This is a genomic window from Dialister invisus DSM 15470, assembly GCF_000160055.1.
GTDB classification, from domain to species: Bacteria; Bacillota; Negativicutes; order Veillonellales; family Dialisteraceae; genus Dialister; species Dialister invisus.
In genome coordinates this window covers 1,123,262-1,139,397 of the sequence record NZ_GG698602.1, presented here as the reverse complement: position 1 = coordinate 1,139,397, position 16,136 = coordinate 1,123,262, and the positions used below count along the sequence as shown (strand labels likewise).

At 46.7% G+C, this 16,136-nt stretch carries 19 protein-coding genes and 1 pseudogene; 16 read left to right on the top strand and 4 right to left on the bottom strand.

The features are described 5' to 3' along the window. Positions 1-43 precede the first annotated feature (43 nt). Positions 44-1,939, top strand: a complete 1,896-nt coding sequence (locus GCWU000321_RS05665; protein WP_040381367.1) for a heavy metal translocating P-type ATPase — start codon at positions 44-46, stop codon at positions 1,937-1,939. 729 nt (positions 1,940-2,668) lie between these two features. On the opposite strand, the gene GCWU000321_RS05660 is transcribed toward GCWU000321_RS05665, so the two are convergent. Together GCWU000321_RS05660 and GCWU000321_RS05655 are read right to left on the bottom strand one after the other, a co-directional pair. Next, positions 2,669-3,139 carry a MarR family winged helix-turn-helix transcriptional regulator gene (locus GCWU000321_RS05660; protein ID WP_007070162.1) on the bottom strand — a complete coding sequence of 157 codons (471 nt, stop codon included), beginning with the start codon at positions 3,137-3,139 and terminating at the stop codon, positions 2,669-2,671. Positions 3,140-3,249: 110 nt separating this feature from the next. Further along, complete coding sequence (locus tag GCWU000321_RS05655) at positions 3,250-3,744, bottom strand: hypothetical protein (protein WP_007070161.1); 495 nt, start codon at positions 3,742-3,744, stop codon at positions 3,250-3,252. A 280-nt stretch (positions 3,745-4,024) separates the two neighbouring features. Between GCWU000321_RS05655 and GCWU000321_RS05650 the strand changes: the two genes are divergently transcribed. Together GCWU000321_RS05650 and GCWU000321_RS05645 are read left to right on the top strand one after the other, a co-directional pair. Further along, the gene (locus tag GCWU000321_RS05650; RefSeq protein ID WP_007070159.1) at positions 4,025-4,477 is read left to right on the top strand and encodes a 2-thiouracil desulfurase family protein; all 453 of its coding nucleotides are present in this window, start codon (positions 4,025-4,027) and stop codon (positions 4,475-4,477) included. Beyond that, positions 4,474-5,292, top strand: a complete 819-nt coding sequence (locus GCWU000321_RS05645) for a vWA domain-containing protein (protein WP_007070158.1) — start codon at positions 4,474-4,476, stop codon at positions 5,290-5,292. The genes GCWU000321_RS05650 and GCWU000321_RS05645 overlap by 4 nt, the downstream gene beginning before the upstream one ends. A 155-nt stretch (positions 5,293-5,447) precedes the next feature. Here GCWU000321_RS05645 and GCWU000321_RS05640 read toward each other — a convergent pair whose 3' ends face one another. Beyond that, positions 5,448-5,813, bottom strand: a complete 366-nt coding sequence (locus tag GCWU000321_RS05640; RefSeq protein WP_022027794.1) for an ArsR/SmtB family transcription factor — start codon at positions 5,811-5,813, stop codon at positions 5,448-5,450. Positions 5,814-6,092: 279 nt separating this feature from the next. Beyond that, positions 6,093-6,605, bottom strand: coding sequence for a flavodoxin family protein (locus tag GCWU000321_RS05635; RefSeq protein WP_007070155.1), 513 nt, complete (start codon positions 6,603-6,605; stop codon positions 6,093-6,095). A gap of 155 nt (positions 6,606-6,760) precedes the next feature. On the opposite strand from GCWU000321_RS05635, the gene GCWU000321_RS05630 reads away from it, so the two are divergent. The 13 genes and pseudogenes from GCWU000321_RS05630 (at position 6,761) to GCWU000321_RS05570 (ending at position 16,068) form a co-directional block, all read left to right on the top strand. After that, positions 6,761-7,972: a DNA polymerase IV gene (locus tag GCWU000321_RS05630; RefSeq protein WP_007070153.1), complete on the top strand. Its 1,212-nt coding sequence runs from the start codon at positions 6,761-6,763 to the stop codon at positions 7,970-7,972. A 61-nt stretch (positions 7,973-8,033) separates the two neighbouring features. After that, entirely contained in the window at positions 8,034-9,182 is a 1,149-nt protein-coding gene (locus GCWU000321_RS05625) for a M20/M25/M40 family metallo-hydrolase (RefSeq protein ID WP_040381366.1), read from the top strand. A 736-nt stretch (positions 9,183-9,918) separates the two neighbouring features. After that, a pseudogene (locus GCWU000321_RS09880) lies at positions 9,919-10,266 on the top strand (SMI1/KNR4 family protein); the annotation flags it as partial. A 54-nt stretch (positions 10,267-10,320) separates the two neighbouring features. Further along, on the top strand, positions 10,321-10,515 hold the full coding sequence (locus GCWU000321_RS05615) for a hemolysin III (RefSeq protein WP_156777746.1): 195 nt from the start codon (positions 10,321-10,323) through the stop codon (positions 10,513-10,515). A 38-nt stretch (positions 10,516-10,553) separates the two neighbouring features. Then, positions 10,554-11,162 (top strand): SMI1/KNR4 family protein, encoded by a 609-nt coding sequence (locus GCWU000321_RS05610; protein ID WP_007070149.1) that lies wholly within the window; start codon positions 10,554-10,556, stop codon positions 11,160-11,162. Between the two features lie 16 nt (positions 11,163-11,178). Next, positions 11,179-11,643, top strand: a complete 465-nt coding sequence (locus GCWU000321_RS05605) for a hypothetical protein (protein ID WP_007070148.1) — start codon at positions 11,179-11,181, stop codon at positions 11,641-11,643. 125 nt (positions 11,644-11,768) lie between these two features. Continuing rightward, positions 11,769-12,395, top strand: coding sequence for a hypothetical protein (locus GCWU000321_RS05600; RefSeq protein ID WP_007070146.1), 627 nt, complete (start codon positions 11,769-11,771; stop codon positions 12,393-12,395). 54 nt (positions 12,396-12,449) lie between these two features. Then, a complete protein-coding gene (locus GCWU000321_RS05595; protein ID WP_007070145.1) occupies positions 12,450-13,109 on the top strand; it encodes an SAP domain-containing protein in 660 nt (219 codons plus the stop codon). Beyond that, positions 13,102-13,725, top strand: a complete 624-nt coding sequence (locus GCWU000321_RS05590; protein WP_007070144.1) for a hypothetical protein — start codon at positions 13,102-13,104, stop codon at positions 13,723-13,725. The genes GCWU000321_RS05595 and GCWU000321_RS05590 overlap by 8 nt, the downstream gene beginning before the upstream one ends. Before the next feature lie 126 nt (positions 13,726-13,851). Beyond that, positions 13,852-14,637, top strand: coding sequence for a hypothetical protein (locus GCWU000321_RS05585; protein ID WP_007070143.1), 786 nt, complete (start codon positions 13,852-13,854; stop codon positions 14,635-14,637). A 140-nt stretch (positions 14,638-14,777) separates the two neighbouring features. After that, positions 14,778-15,047 (top strand): hypothetical protein, encoded by a 270-nt coding sequence (locus GCWU000321_RS05580; RefSeq protein ID WP_040381363.1) that lies wholly within the window; start codon positions 14,778-14,780, stop codon positions 15,045-15,047. Between the two features lie 109 nt (positions 15,048-15,156). Further along, complete coding sequence (locus GCWU000321_RS05575; RefSeq protein WP_007070141.1) at positions 15,157-15,564, top strand: hypothetical protein; 408 nt, start codon at positions 15,157-15,159, stop codon at positions 15,562-15,564. A gap of 69 nt (positions 15,565-15,633) precedes the next feature. Further along, a complete protein-coding gene (locus GCWU000321_RS05570) occupies positions 15,634-16,068 on the top strand; it encodes a hypothetical protein (RefSeq protein ID WP_007070140.1) in 435 nt (144 codons plus the stop codon). Positions 16,069-16,136: the final 68 nt, after the last annotated feature.

The window sequence follows — 16,136 nt, the reverse complement described above, 5'->3', positions numbered from 1 at the left end:
GCAGAATGTTTGAATATTGGCCGGCAAGGGAAAAGAGGCTGACATGAACAAGAAACAGAAAAGAAATTTAATGCGCATTATCGTGGCGGCAATCCTGATGATTGTCCTCCATTTTGCGCCGGTAAGCGGTATGGTACGGTTCGGGCTTTACCTGGTTCCTTACTTGATTATCGGGTATGATATTTTGTGGAAAGCCTTTAAAGGCGTGAAGAACCGGCAGCCTTTTGATGAAAGCCTTCTTATGGCGATTGCCACGCTGGGGGCGATTATCCTGGCTGTTTATGAAGACGGTGATTACACGGAAGCCATTGGCGTCATGCTTTTCTACCAGATCGGCGAATGGTTCCAGAGCTATGCCGTCGGCAAGAGCCGCAGAAATATCAGCGAGCTGATGGATATCCGTCCTGATTACGCAAATGTGGAAAGGGAAAACGGGCAGCTGGAAGCGGTCGATCCTGACGAAGTGGAAGTGGGGACGATCATCGTCGTGAAGCCCGGTGAAAAGATTCCGATCGACGGCGAAGTAGTGGAAGGCAGTTCTACACTGAATACCAGCGCCCTGACAGGGGAAAGCCTGCCCCGTGAAGTGGAATCGGGCGATGAAGTCATCAGCGGCTGCATCAATATCAATGGTCTTCTGAAAATCCGGACGACGAAAGAGTTTGGGGAATCGACGGTTTCTAAAATTCTTGATCTTGTGGAAAACGCCAGTTCCCGTAAATCAAAAGCGGAAGATTTTATTTCTAAATTTGCCCGTGTATATACTCCGGCCGTGGTAGCGGCGGCGATCGCTCTTGCCCTCGTTCCTCCGTTTGTCCGTATGGGATTCATGGGGGTGCCGGCTGACTGGGATGTGTGGATTTACAGGGCGCTTACGTTCCTCGTTATTTCCTGTCCCTGCGCGCTGGTTATCAGTATTCCCCTGAGTTTCTTCGCCGGCATCGGCGGCGCGAGCAAGGCGGGCGTCCTTGTAAAGGGATCGAACTATCTGGAAACGCTCTCCAAGGTTAAGACGGTGGTTTTTGATAAGACCGGTACCCTGACCAAAGGGGTGTTCCAGGTGACTGCCGCCCATCCGCAGGAAATGAGTGAAAAAGAACTGCTCCATCTGGCGGCCCATGTAGAACGGTACTCCACGCATCCTATCGCGGCTTCTCTCCGTGCAGCGTATCCTAACGAATCGGACAGCTGCCGTGTGGAAGCAGTAGAGGAAATAGCCGGGGAGGGGATCCGTGCCCATGTAAACGGCAATGTAGTATGTGTGGGAAATTCCAAAATGATGGAAGCCGTAGGCGCCGAATGGTATGACTGCCATCGTCATGCTGCAGGTACGGTCATCCATGTGTCCATCAATGGAAGATATGCAGGTCATGTGATTATTTCCGATGTGGTGAAAGAAACATCAAAAGCGGCCATTGCCGCTCTGAAATCAGTGGGTGTCGCCAGGACAGTCATGCTCACAGGTGATGCGAAAGAAGTCGCTGATGCTGTAGCAAAGGAACTTGGCATCGACCAGGTACGCAGCGAGCTCCTGCCGGCTGATAAGGTGCAGAACGTGGAAGAACTCCTTCTGGAGAATAAAGGAAATGGAAATCTTGCCTTTGTCGGAGACGGTATCAATGACGCTCCCGTGCTCACCCGCGCAGATATCGGAATTGCCATGGGCGCAATGGGGTCTGACGCGGCAATCGAAGCGGCGGATGTGGTTCTTATGGATGATGATCCCATGAAGATTTCCCAGGCGATCCGGATTTCCCGTAAATGCCTGGCCATCGTCAACCAGAACACATGGTTCTCTATCGGTATCAAGCTGGTTGTTCTCCTCCTGGGAGCGGTCGGCATCGCCAATATGTGGTTTGCCATCTTTGCCGATGTAGGCGTCATGATTCTTGCCGTACTGAATGCTATGCGTGCTCTCTTTGCAGGACGGACCGCATAAAAAGAAAGTGGATCTTGTGAAATAATAAACAATAATAATGAGAACAATAATAACATCGACCGCGGAGGTTTCCCTGCCCCGCGGTTTTTGCATGGAAAGCAGAATGGAATCGTAAAAGAATAGTTAGCTTGCAGCTGACAGTTGCCAGCTAACGGCTAATAGTTTACAGCTCACAGCTGATAGCTTTTATCTTTTTACCACTTTCCTTACCACGGGTATAGATCCTTCACATTCGTTTCCGGCTGACGTCTTATGGTCTTCCTCATCACGGCAGCAAGCCTTCGTCATTGCTCCGGGTGACACCTGACCGTCCGCCGTCATTCAGCACTTTTAGCTGACAGCTGCCAGCTAACGGCTAATAGTTTACAGCTCACAGCTGATAGCTTTTATCTTCTTACCATTTTCCTCACCACGGTAATAGATCCTTCACGTTCGCTTCGGATAACGCCTTTCATTCCCTGTCATTATGATGCTTTCCGTTCCCCGTTGTTAGTGACGTGCTTTCCCAAAATCGTCATTCTGAACGGTGGCAAGAAGGCCTTGTGAGAAAGATGAGAAACGGCAGCGTGGCACGGAGTGAAGAATCTATTATTCGGATGACGATTAACGTTCCCCTTTCATTATGACAGCAGACTTTGCACGGCTCAGAACGCTTTACCATTCCCCGTTCATATTCCGCGGAATGCAATAAAAAAGAACCGAAGTGAATCGGTTCCTGATGGACATAAGTCAGACGGTATCCAGATTTTTCAAAATTTTTCCAAGAACACCCTGGAAGATTTTCATATCCGTATCCGATACGCCCTGGTAGAAACGTCTGTCCAAGGCGATGGCTTCTTTGCGGCTGACTTCTTCCACTTCTTTTGCCCGGTCGGTAAGGAAGAGGCGGTATTTCCTTGCATCTTCTTCTACCCGCTCTTTGCGTATGAGGCCCTTTTTAATCATGGTCCGTACCATGACGGTGATCGTGGGGTTGGTCAGGTGGAGGTGATCTTCCAGTACCTTCTGGGTGACCACTTCTTTTTTATGTGTGGACAGGTAGGCGATGATAAGCGCCTGGCGGGCGGTGAGCCCGTATTTCTTCATGATGGAAGACTGTTTCAGGAGCATGCGTTTATGTGCCTGCCCCAGATTATACGTCAGCCCCATCTGGTCGCTTTTTTTCAGGTCGTCAGGGTGTAAATGGATTTGCTTTTTCATGGATACCACCTGTCTCTGTTTATACAAAACTCACATACGGTTATAAAGGAAATAAAAGGGTACACGAGCGGAATTTACGGTAAAAAACGTAAGTAACTTGCGCAGGAATGTTACGGCTGCTCTGCAGTTCCTGCTGAAGCAAGGGGAATCATGGTCTCATCACGGGGGGTTTTTTGGGGTTCCGTCATAATCCATCTGTCCCTGCTGTCAATTTCCCCGACCAAGATCCGTTCTCCTACATGGATGCGGAACAGGATATGGCCGTCTGTATCAATGCGCTCTACGGAAAAATGATTGCTTGAGACGGTATATGTGTTTTTCCAGACGATATTCATGTTTTGACGGATTATAATCGTCATCCTGCCGTCTTTATATTCTTTTTCAAACGCGGTAAGCCGGCCGAACCCGTCATTGAAAAATACGGTAGACGCTTCATCGGTGCCGTCATCGGCGGAATAAAAAGAAGAATATAAGATTTGATTATCCATACCGGAAACGCTGTTATGGATAATAACGGCTGTCCCTTTTGCGGTATTGGCAAATGCGGTGCAAGGCAACAGAACCGCCACTGTAAAAATGATCGGTAAATATGACCGGACAGACATGAAAAGTCCTTTCTGTAATCGGCTTTCTGATTTTATACTGCTGCATACTAAGCTGCATGGAGTCATAAAGTTAATATGCCATCATTATTTTACCATGTTTTTCATGAAAAATGGATAGCCTGCATTGTATTTTTATATAGAGGCTAAAGAATTTTTCTTATCCCCGTTATAAAAAAGAAACCGACCGGCGTTTGACTTTTATGGTACCGCCGTAAAATTGTAATATTTCAAGTCAGTTGGTATACTAAAAGAAATATAGAGAAATTCAGCGGGGAGCAATATGAAAATTTTGGTCAGTGCCTGTCTGCTGGGAGAAAAGTGCAAGTACGACGGCGGAAGCAATTTCAATGAAACGGTGGCAGCGTTTTGCAGAGGGAAGGAAGTTATTGCCGTCTGCCCTGAAATTTCTTCCGGTATGGGAAGTCCGCGGGTGCCTGCGGAAATCGTTAACGGAAAAGTAACCGATAGAAATGGGAAAGACGTGGATGAAATCTACCGCGGCGGTGTGGAAAAGGTCATGGAGGAGATTAAAGGTGAAGAAATTGAATTAGCGGTTTTAAAAGCACGGAGCCCTACATGCGGTGTCCGTGAAATTTATGACGGCACATTTACGGGAACGAAAATCAAGGGCGCCGGTATTTTTGCCGAAGCGCTTATGAAAAAAGGAATTTCCGTGATGGATGAAGAGGAATTGGAGAGGAATTTCTTTTTGAAACATAAGGAGGAATTATGAAAAAATTATTGGCAATCACTGCATTATCAGCGGCGCTTTTTTTCGGGCAGACTGCTGTGGCGGAAGAAAAAGCGGCGGAGGAAGTAAAACCATCCCATGTGGAAATGGTCCTTGTCCTTGACGAAAGCGGCTCCATGAGCGATTTGACCAATGATACGATCGGCGGTTTCAATTCCATGATCGAAAAAGAAAAGAAACTGGACGTGGACGCCCATGTGACGACCATTCTTTTTAATGATCAGTATAAGATGCTTTATAACCGACGGGAACTCAAGAATGTCAGAAAAATGACGGATAAGGATTACACGCCCGGCGGCATGACGGCGCTTTTGGATGCTGTGGGGCGTACGATCCACAAGATGGATATGGTGTCGGGAATTCACCGCAAAGATAAAGGAAATAAAGTTCTTTTCGTTATCATTACCGATGGAGAGGAAAATGACAGCAAAGAATACACTTATGCCGATGTGAAGAAGCTCATCAAAGACAGGCAGGAAAATGCGGGCTGGGAATTTATTTTCCTCGGCGCGAATATCGATGCCGCGGCGGAAGCAGAAAACCTGGGGATCGACAGAGACCGTGCGGTCAAATATAAAAATACGGGCAGCGGTGTCCGCGCCAACTTCATGGCAGTGGCAGAACTGTCGGACTCTCTTGCCAAGTCAGGCAGAGTGTCGGATGAATGGAAATCACAGGTAGAGGAAGACACTGACGAAAACGTTATGGCAGCTCCGGCAGATACGAAAGAACATGCTGCACCGCCTGCGAAGCCTGTGAAGAAACATCTTGTAAGCAAAGTAAGAAAAGCAAAATAAAAAATGAAAAAGACTTTCCCGTCAAAGGAAAGTCTTTTTCATTTTTGCTGTCATTTGGGCAGAAATGGAAATTTACTGCGCCGGGGCACTCTCACAAAATGGTCATTTTTGTTTATGCAGACAAAAAAAGAGCCTTTACAGGCTCTTAATCCTTTTCAGTTACCAAAAGGATCTTTTCCTTCGCCGCATTCTTCCGGTGTCTTGCAGTATTTAATCTGCCGGCAGATGCATTTATCTTTCAGCTTGTACAGCTCCGGCATGAAGTCCATGATCCTGTTGAATGTATCATCGTTGATGGAATACTTCGTCCAAAGTCCTTCCCTTCTGGCATCAACGACGCCTGCTTCAATGAGAATCTTCATATGGTAGCTCAGTGTAGACTGGGACAGGGTGAAATTGGAGAGAATATCACAGGCGGACATTTCCTTGCAGGAAAGCATATCAATGACGCGGAGACGCGTTTCGTCGGACAGTGCTTTGAAAATGGTGGCAAATTCTTTGTAACTCGGTTCGTAATCCATAAAATCCTCTTTTCCGCGGAAATTCCATAAGCAGATTTCCAAGCAGTTCTATCGATACATTTAAATATGTAGCCATTGTAAATGATATAAAAGGCATTGTCAATAAATAAAAGCGTATGTATTCGAAAGTTTCATAATAAATGGGAATGAAATGCGTTTAAGGAATGGATGACATGGTAAATATGTATGAAATTATTTCATTATAAAAGAAAGAAAAACAGCTTATTAAAATGAAAACGTATATACCCGTTTGAAAAAGGTTACCCGGTTTTACAGATTTTACAGGCTTGCTTTTTCCAGCATTTTTAAGGCCCATGCAGCGGCGTTTTTAAAATCTGTTTCATTCGGGTGTTTTTCTGCTTCCTGTAAACGCGCCAGACGTTCCGGTGTCATGGGGTGGACTTTTTCCGCATGCTCATTCCGTTTTCCGATGTGGAAGGAGTGGACGCGGCCCTGTGACATGAAACCGCCTAAAAATATATTATCTTTTGCCAGCAGCTCTGATGAACTTTTCAGGTAGCTCATTGCCGCAGGAGAGTCGGGATAGGTGCCTGCCGTGCCGTAGATAGCGACTTTCTTTCCATGGAGGGAAGAGAGGACATTTCTTGATGGCATGTCGGCGCCCTGGCGGTAACCCCAGAATCCTACGTAAATCAAATCATAACAGGAAAGATCGTTCGGCTGACGGCCGGATTCAAAAATTTCCTTTTCACAGGGAAGAGCTTCATAAATCGCTTCTCCCACGGCTTTCGTATTTCCTGTGCGAGATGACCAAAGTACGAGTGCTTTCATGATACCTCCTCGACAATCGATTAACTTATATATTTAAATCTTCCTATTTATACTAACCGATGCAGACATTTCCGTAAAGATAGCAGTTTGACAGCAGGCGTATTTCTTCATAAGATGAAATACGGAAATATTTGCAAACCGGAGGAGGCGAGGGAATGAGGCGGTGGATCATGCACGTGGATATGGATGCTTTTTATGCGTCTGTAGAACAGCGGGATCATCCGGAATGGCGGGGGAAACCGGTCATCGTGGGCGGCAGTTCCCGCCGCGGCGTGGTGGCGACTGCGTCTTACGAGGCCCGCGCATTCGGCGTCCATTCCGCCATGCCTGCGGTGAAAGCGAGAGAACTTTGCCCTGACGCCGTTTTTGTCCTGCCCCGTTTTGACGTATACAAATCCGTCTCAAATGAAATCCATGAAATTATGCTGCATTATGCGGTGGAAATCGAGCCGCTTTCTTTAGATGAAGCATTCATGGATATTTCAGGTCTTTGCGGGAAGTATGAAACCCTGGGAGCAGTAGGCCGTGCCATCAAGGCGGAAATAAAGGAAAAGACGGGACTTGTGGCATCGGCAGGCATCGCGCCCAATAAATTCCTGGCAAAGCTGGCAAGCGATCTGGATAAGCCTGACGGTCTCCGTATCATCCCTTATGGGAAAGAAAAGGAAATCCTTGCGCCCCTTCCCGTACGCCGTCTTTGGGGCGTAGGACATGTGACGGAAAGGAAATTGCGGAATGCGGGGTTTTTGACAATCGGAGATATACAAAAAGCGCCCTTCGCAAAATTGGCTTCCGTTTTGGGAAACCAGGCGTCTCTCATACAAAGGCTGTCTTTCGGCATAGATGACCGTGCTGTAGAGGCGTCACGGCGGATTAAGTCCATCGGAGACGAGTCGACTTACGAAAAGGATTTGACGGAATCTGCAGACATTGACCGGCAGATCGCCATCCACAGCGATGTGGTGGCAAAGCGGCTCCGCAGGCACAAGCTGGCGGGACGGACGATTTCCCTTAAGGTACGGTTTGCTTCATTCCGTACAGTGACGCGTTCCCTTTCTTTGGAAGAGGGGACAGATTTGCAGGAGGAAATATATGCCGCCGCGCTGGAACTCAAAAAACGGATTTACATGAATGAGGGGGTGCGCCTGATCGGGGTGACAGCATCCAACCTGGCACCGCCGCTGGAAACGGTGGATCTTTTTTCGACTATGAGGGAAAAGCAGGTTAAAGCGGCAGCAGTGATGGACGCCATACAGGAAAAATTCGGGGAGCATGCTTTGCGGAAAGGCTTCTGGCTGGAGGAAGAAAAAAGGAAAGAGATGGAAGAAAAGGAAAAAGAAAACAAGGAAGCGTCCGAAGAAGAGTAAGAGCTCCTTCATAACGGATGAGTTTTACAACAGACATAAATACATGTCACAGGAGGTTAGCATGGTTAACGAAAAAAGAATGAGAGAAACGTTTGAAGAATTGGTACGCATTTATGCGCCCAGCAAAGGGGAACGGGACGTGTGCGATCTTTTAAAAAAGAAATTGAAAGCGCTGGGGGCCTCGGAAATCATTGAGGACAATAACGGTTCCGTAGAAGGGGGGGACAGCGGCAACCTGATTGCCGTTTTTCCTGCAAATGCAGAAGGACTTCCGTCAGTGGCGCTCACGGCACACATGGACTGTGTGGAATGCTGCCGGGGGATTGATCCTGTTCTTGAGGGAGGCGTGTACCGTTCCCGCAGCGAAACCATTCTCGGGAGCGATGACAAAGCGGGCGTGGCGGCTATTTTGGAAGGACTCGCGCTGATGAAGGAAAATTTCATTCCTCACGGGAAGGTTACCGCCATCTTTACGGTACAGGAGGAAATCGGTCTTGTCGGTTCAAAGAATATTGAAGAAAAATATCTGCAGGATATTGATTTCGGCTATACGTTTGACGCGGACGGGGAAGCAGGGCATGTTTTCACCGCAGGGCCGTCGCATTACGCGATGAAATTCACATTTCACGGGAAAGCGGCTCATGCCGGCATGGAACCGGAAAAGGGATTGAATGCCATTGCCATGGCGGCAAAAGCCATTGCTTCGTGCCCGTCGGGACGGATTGATGAAGAGACAACCTGCAATATCGGAACGATTACCGGCGGGCGCGCGACGAATATAATCCCCGAACTTTGTGTAGTAGAAGCGGAAGCACGGAGCCGTGACGAAGGAAAATTGGAAAAGCTGGTTGGTGAAATTGTGGCCGCTTTTGAAAATGCCGCCGGGACATTTCCTTCCGGCACACTGGAAATAGAAAAAGTAAAAGAATACGACGCGTTCCGTATCGAAGAAACCGCGCCGCTTATGAATTTATTCCGCATGGCCTGCAAAGAAGCGGGATTTGCTGTAAAAACAGCGCCCTGCGGAGGAGGAAGCGATGCGAACTTTTTCTGTGTGAAAGGATTTCCTTCCGTCCTGGTCGGTGTGGGAATGACAGATTTCCATACCAATCGTGAAAGCCTGAGAGAAAAAGATTTATATGATGCAGGGGAACTGGTATATCGCCTTTTAGAAGCAGAAAGTCATTTTGCGGGAGAATCGGAAGCGTAATTGTTCGGGCCGGGAGTTCCGGTCGTTTGGTGTGAATGCGCCGAAACGGGAAGCCGCCGTATATAAAAGAAAGAATGAATTCCCCGGATTTTAACGGAGAAAGAAAATTATGGAAAACCTTAAAGATTTTTTGTCAATGAGTGAAAAAGAAAAAATAAGAAGGATCAAATCTCTTGATCCGGAAGAAGTCATCTGTATCCTGACATCTGTCGGTACGAATGCATTAAGTGCGGAACTGCTGAACCAGCTTGCCGTTGCTTATAATAACAGTATTCAGCCTGAAAAGGCGATGGAAACGCTGGACTTGGTCAAAGAACAGGAGCGGGATGCCAAGTGGTATTACCGGTACGGCTATGCCTATGCCGCTATTTCTTTGCGTCTGCAGGAAAAGAAGTTTTTGTACCAATGGAAAGCGCTTGAAATGATTGAAAAGGCGATCACAGGCAGTAAGACGCCGGAAGTGATTGACTGGTGTCTGGAAATGATGGATTTACGGCCGGATTTGACTCAACTGGCAAAGATGAATCCGTCGTCATTTCCCCGGCTAAGTGCTTATTATTTGAAGGCGCGGCCGGACAATGAGGGCAGTGGAAAAGAGGAAAAGTATAAAAAAGTTTCAGCCATAGAATGGATTTTTAACCAACAGGAGTACTTACCGGATGCATTTGCCCGTGACTTCAATATGTATATGGCGAAACGGTATCCTGATGACTGGTCGGAGGGCAGGGCCGATGAGTTTGTATTGGAGGAACCGGAAATCCTTGTCATTTATGAAGCATGGATACGGAGCCCGGCACAGCTATATGACAATGAACGGCTGAATGAAGAAGATGATCTGAAAGAGGAAAATAAGGATAATGATATGTGGCAGGTAGAAATCATGGCACATTTGAAAGCGGATAACGGGAAAGCATTTACTTTGCAGGAACTCATTTTCAAGTTACAGAACCTGATGGCAGATAAAGAGCTGGGGGATCATGTATTTCTGGAAGGAATGGAGTATGAAGGACATGAATGCGAAGGGAACGGGCTTATCGATAATCCTGACGGGATTCCTGTGTTTTATGTCTGCTGCGGGAGTTGAGAGTCATCAAATGGGAAGATATGATAGATCCGGCTCGTGAAGGGAGAATGGGGAATGAATACAGAAAATAAAATGAAAAAGATTGTCATCATAGCAGGGGTAGTTATTATATTTCTTTTGGCGGCGCCCTATCTTTACAAGGTGCTTCTGTACGGAGTGGGGTGGGTGATATGGGGATTCATGGCGTATTTCATCGGTGGCGTTCCATTGAGTGACATATTGAGTTGGTGGCATATTTTCCTGGAGTGATATGTTAGACCGGCGGTGTATCTGAAACGGAGGAGCAGATGAATCTCATAGAAAAAATAAAGGCAATAGAGATATATGTATGCGAAAATTTTGAAGAACTGGGGCTGGATGATCCTGTAGAGGAAGAATATTTTTCTGCTTATGAAGAAATAAAAGGCGCTTCGGACAAGGAGCTTCAAACCTTTGAGGAAGACTATGGAGTTTCTCTGCCTGAAGACTGGAAAAAGCTTTACCGCTATAAGAACGGCAGCGGTTTTTTCAGCATGCTGCCCTGCGTATTGGGAAAAGGAGAGTATGCATTTTCCCTCTTGTCTTTAGAACAGATAAGGCGTGTAAAGGGATACTTTCAGAACAGGGATGCACTGCTGACAGATTTTCCTGATTATTTTTCCAAAGAAGATATAGAGCGGATGGCGGACGCCAGACTGCGGCCGTATTTATTTCACACGAAATGGTTTCCCTTTGCGGAGTATTGTGACAGCTGCTATTTGATGCTGGACTTTGCGCCCGGAAAGGCGGGGAAAGAGGGGCAGCTTCTCTGTTACGTGCATGATCCGGACAGTGTAACTTATGCGGCGGAAAATATAACAGACGTGGTGGGCAGCATTATCAAAGATAATCATATAGTAAAGAGAGACAGGCAATGAGAGGAGCTTCGTCAGAATGGACAGTATGGAATGGTTTCTGGGAAGCGTCGCTGTATTGACTGCTGTCCTGCTTGTTGGTCTGGATACGGTACGCTCCCTGCAAAGATATCGGGTGAGACTCGGACGGCTTCTGAAAAATCTGACATTGACAGAACGGATAGAGATTGATTTGGGAGCATGGCTTGCCGTTACGGTTATTCTCGGCATGAATACGTGGTATTTTAATGAGTCTGATGTGGGCATGATGGCAGCTCTCCTTCTGGCGTATATTGTCTGTGGTGTAATTAACGGTGTGCCTCTTGGATGGTGGATTCTGTGGAAAGCCCGGCAGTCCGAGCGCCTTGATTCCGGAATTGTGCCCGAATTGCGGAGGGACTTTTACTATTTTTCCATTATTTTGTCCATGGGGGCTACGATCGCTGTTGCTACGGGAATGGCTGCGGCCAGTCTGATTTTTGTAAGATGGATGGCCGGGCGGTAAAGGAAAAGCCTTTACATGTCCCTTGCCGCGGCAGTGTTGCCGGTGTGCTTGTTTTGTGGACAGAGGATCCGTTTGTGGAAGAGGGGATGCGGAAGGATCCGGCGAATTAAAAGAAGGGGAGAGAGATGTTTTCAAGCGTACCGGCGGAAATTTTGGGATTGGTGGCGGGATGGGGATTTCTTCTCATCGTGGCAGCTTTTTGCTTTCCTATACGTTCGTCTTATCAGAAACCGATAGGGAAGGGGAAAATCGTAACGGCGGCTGCAGTTTCTTCTATTGTTCTCATGTTGGGGATAGGAGCACTTTCTAATCTGTTTCTGTCATGGGCGAAAGCGGGGCCGTCATTTCTTTTGTGGCTCACAGGAATTGCGGTACTTGAGATAGGTTTATTGCTTGCTTTTACTTACAGAAAAACACGGAGGTGGCGTAAACAAAATCCTTTATATGCTGTCGTCAGGATGGAATACCGCTATGGGTTGTGGAAAGAGCGGAGCGTCATGCTCCTTTCCATAAACCGGGTTCCCGTTCAATATTCCAATGATGCGGTTGTTACGGGAAGGACAGCATATATCCGCGCGGGGGAACACACTCTGGAGCTGGCAGGATACACAGCAAGGCATGGCTATAAACGGCCTTCATTTCCTGTGGAGGAGGGGCGGTGTGAAAAGACCGTTGCACTGAAAGCCGGCCGACGCTATCAAATTATATTTGACAGGAAACGTAAGATATTCAATATTAATGAGGGAAAATGACAATCATACGGATAGGTGCATTCTGTCTGTCAGCGTTATTTTCAGGAGGATTCAATGGAAAAACGGCCTGATTTTGAGACATTGGCCTCTTATGAAGAGTTTAAAAAATATTATTGGTACCGTAAAGAACTATCCGGTATATGCAGAAGGCTCGGGATCGAATACAGGGGAACCAAACAGGAACTGAATCATCATATAGAAGAGTACTTTTGCGGAAAATTGGCGGAAAGGAAAGATGTACCGCGCCTTTCTAAAAAAGTATCTGATATAGAATTACATACGCCGCTTTTGGACTGCGGTTTTTCCTTTAACGCTTTTTTCAGGGAGTATTTTGCGAAACAGACAGGAACCAGGCCTTTTAAATTCACGGCGGATATGGCGGCGGCATGGCGGAAAGTAAAGAAGGAAGAAGACAGATTGTTTACCATGCAGGATATGCTGGATGTATACCGGGGGAAATCGGACTATGCAAAGTATGACGCATCGGTTTGTGAGTGGAACCGATTTGTAAAAGATTTCTTCCGGGATAAAAGGAACACGGGATTTCGTTATCCGCTGCGGATGGCGGCTGCCCTATGGCAGGCAGTGAAAGAATCTGACCTACCGAAAGTATATTCTTCTGATTTAAGAGAAAGGTATAAAATGCTTTTGGCAAAGAAGGAGAAAAGCTTCTCCAATTTTAAAACATCCAAGGAGAATAAAGGTCATGAGTAATTCCATATCTCTGCCGTTCCTGATCATAGCAACGGGGACCATACTCTTTGTGTATATGAGTGTGGTGATCATGGAGCTCCGCTCTGCTTATGAAGAGAGTTTCTGGAAGCAGGCGCTGAAAATAGGAGGCATCATTTTCACCTTGATAACCCTGCTCTTTTTGGGATTGGATTTTGTGCTGACCCGGTTTCGGGAAAAAGCATTTTTACTGGCGCCTGGCATGCCTATATTGGGTATCATCCTTGTGTACATGAGAAGTATTGTGCTGGCATGGCGGTGGCGGAAAAGGAATCCGTCTCATGCCCTTATCCGGATGAAAAGACGCGGCGGTTTCCTGAAAGCCGTCGGCGCCGTAATCCTTTCTGTAGACGGCGTGCCGATTCAAAAATCGAAAGCGGCTGTTGTGGTCGGAAAGAGCGTATATATTCTTCCCGGGGAGCACAGGCTGGAAATGGCGGGATATACCTTGCGGCACCAGCTGTCGAATATACCGTCTTTTCCAAGTAAGGGAAAGCAGCAGGAGCGGACGGTCCGATTTACCGGCGGCAGGCGCTATATACTCCGCTATGAACCGGCGGGCAGAAAGCTTGAAATAAGTGATAACGGGCCGATCTGATTTATACCGCTGCCGTTATGTTTATGCTATAATCAAAAACCAGAGGGGAGTTATCCCGCTGAATAAAATCATGGGCTTGTCATAGAAATCATTTTGAAAACGTTATAGGTGCACAGGAGGAAAAACATGATATCTGTATTTGATACGCAGCCCGTCATTCTGGAAGAAAAAGACGGACATGTACTGACGGTCAGCAGAAACGGTCTGCTGTATAAAGACAGCAATGGGGAAGTTTTAAAAGATGTGGACTTTGAAGACGTAAATGGGATTCTGCCTTTACGTTACCTGAATTCGAACATCAGTTATAACCTTATTTTCCGCGGCCGGAACTGGAAAAATATGGCTTCTGAGCTGGATACGGATCGGTACAATACCTCTGGCGGCCATAATATACGGGAGACCAAAGCCATTATTACCGCTTTTGCCCGTCATAAGCTGACTGATGATTTTCCGGACAATCTGGACACACTGGACTTGCCGCTGGATTATTCTTACTTTAAAAAGAGGGAAACCCGCCTGTCCGGAGGGGTGATTACAAATGGGAAAAAGGAAATCCCCATCCATGATATCCGCCGGGTCAAATGCATTACAAACGGTACGATCAGCAATCTGTGCATCTATACTACGGATAAAGGAAGATTTTTCTTTGACATGCCGAAGATGACCGTTACCCTGAACGCTTTGACCGTTCCTTTGCTGGAAGCCGTCATGACCAGAAATACAGGGCATGGAATTGATTTCTCACGGGGTGACGGTTTCGGGCAGAGCACTTCGGAATTTGTCATCATCCGTTACCTGGATTCCGGGTACTTCCTCCATAAGGACGGCACGGCTCATGAGGATTGGCAGAAGACTGCCTGTGACCGCACTGCCGGTTATGGGTACGATTTGAAAATGCTGCTCCAAGAATGAATAAGATGATGACATATAAAGAGAGTCTGCAAGGCGCGGCTCTCTTTTTTGCCTGGAGCCGTTTTGCGGGATCGGCCTAAGAAATGAAGGTTCGTTTCTTTTTTTGTGTCCGGACGACGGCGGCCGAAGGAGGAAAAAGCATGGCGGATGCGTATGATGAAATGGAAAGATTAATGAAAAAGTATGAAGCGCTGGCGCAAAGCGATCTTCCTGCCGCTCTGGAAAAAATGATTGATTTGTATTTTGATGAAACATATGAAAATACGTTCAATTATGATGTATATGACGGTATCGAATTATGGCTGCAGGAAAATGCGGACGGCAGGCTGCTGGCATCTGTCCGGAAATACAAAGGCGCGCCGGGGTATGCCAGGCTGGCGGAGACAATCCGCACAGGTATGAAAGGTTAGCCTTCTGCGTAAAGGATTCCCTTGGTACCTGTTTTTGATTCAGGGAACGGCCGGATATTTCCGAGGCCTTATTTACAGAAGTAAATTATCTTGTGATTTGAGGCATTATATGGATGAATTGTTTGAATGCTTGGTTTTCATTTTTGGTTTTCTGTATATTTTTAAATGGATGCTGGATTTCTTAGTGAAGAAATTTCATTTGCACACCGGAATCTTTACCATAGAAGGAAATCAGCTGGTTGTCCGTGCGTTATTTTCTGTCAGGTATGAAAAGAATAAGATAGCAACGATCATTTTTTCCTGCATGCACAGCTGGCGCATTCCATGGGCTCATGCAGGAAAGATGTTGATTATCATGAAAGACGGGACAAGAAGCGGACCGTTCCAGTTTGACAGCGGATCCCGCACCGGAGAATTCTGCCCGATCCTCGATTCCGGAGAAGATATCGAGCGGACCATAGCGTATTTACGGGAGGAGTTAAAAAGACATGGTATTTCTTCTGTCTATAGGAAATAACGGAAGGCAGAAAAAAGTGGAAAAACGGGCTGAAGAGACAGCAGAAGATGTTTATCAGCGGGGTATGGAATGATGGAAACGGTATTATTGGCTTTTATGCTGATAGCGGCTGTCTGTATAGGAGCCGCGACGTATAATTTAATGAAAATCTCCTCTCTTCCTGCGCGGGAACGGTATAAAGTTCTCCGCTTCAAAGGAGACAGCCTGACCATAGGATACGGACTGTTTGCTCATACATATAAGCTGAATGAAATTTTAGAAGTACAATTTGTAAAATTTCCTATAAAAGGCCGTTGGAGTCTGGGCGGTTATGTGGGTGAATTACGGGTGATTAAAATGAATGGTCATCGGTGCCGGTGGATTTCTTTTGACGGCAGCGTGTACTATGGACATATAGTTTGGATTACCAATGAACACATCATTGATTTATCCACGGATTTACTGATGAAAGAGCTTCGGCAGCATGGGGTCCAATGCTTTAAGGAACGGAATTGGTGTTCCTGAGCTGCACTTGTGCGGATGCATGGAAGTACAGGATTTGATAAAAGAACCGTGATGCTTCTGAAAACTTG